Origin of the sequence: Bowdeniella nasicola (genome assembly GCF_001907295.1) — a bacterium.
Taxonomy (GTDB): domain Bacteria; phylum Actinomycetota; class Actinomycetes; order Actinomycetales; family Actinomycetaceae; genus Bowdeniella; species Bowdeniella nasicola.
Map to the genome: position 1 here is coordinate 1 of NZ_MQVR01000177.1, position 918 is coordinate 918.

Genomic DNA, 918 nt, shown 5'->3' on the forward strand with positions numbered 1-918 from the left:
CTCGCGGATTCCGCAACCTCGAGAACTACCGACTCCGAATGCTCCTCATCACTGGCGGCCTGGACGCATCAACCCACACTCAACTCTGAAGAGCCCGTAATTCCGTACATCCTCTACCACACTGCGACCGATGCAATCGGGCCCGAAGCTGCTGAAGCTCTACGGGCCGGCCTCGAGCTGTCGGTGTTGGGTGAATATGTGACTGCTTCTGTCCCTCTTTACGGCATTCCCGTTGGCGTGACAGTGGGAGCCATCCTGGTCTGCAGTGACTACGAGTCAAGGACCTTAGGTGTCCTGTTGGCAAGAATCCCCAAGCGCTGGTGGCTTGGAGTCAGCCGATTGGTCACCATGGCGGTCGTCTCCTTGGCTATGGCCTTGTGTTCTTTTATTGCAGCGGCTATTTGCTCCACTATTTTCACTGCTATTCGGGATGCGGGGTTCGGCTTTGATTTCGGCGGAACGATGTTGGGTCTTGGTGCCACGGCTCTCGGGCTCTTCTCATATGCAATCTTGGGGTCTTTGTTCGGGTATCTGACCAGGTCGATATTGGGTGCTGTGATGCTTAGCCTTGGCTGGACCTTCGGCATTGAAACGCTTGGCATTGGAATGCTGTCCAGCTCTTCTGACTTCTTCAAAGTCTTGCACGGGTTCACCTTGACTGGGAATATTGGTTCACTTCCGACAGCATTGGACAGAACTGAAGTGCTTAGCCTCCTGTCTTCGCCCGGGGTTAACACGCTGCATTCAGGCCTAGTCGCTTTCATTTTCATAATTTGCTGGCTGGTGGTTTGCGCGTTCGTGGGTATCTCTCTTCTGTGTCGAAGGGAGGTCAAGTCCCTTGTAGTGGTGTAACGGCGTTTTCCTCTCGTTTGGGGTTTTAGCTTGCTAGTGCGGGCGTGTCGGTATCGGTCATGGTCG

At 54.2% G+C, this 918-nt stretch carries 1 protein-coding gene; it reads right to left on the minus strand.

What is annotated here, in order from left to right:
* Positions 1-269: 269 nt before the first annotated feature.
* A partial coding sequence (locus BSZ39_RS13770; protein WP_222842976.1) for a hypothetical protein occupies positions 270-918 on the minus strand: 649 nt, incomplete at its 5' end.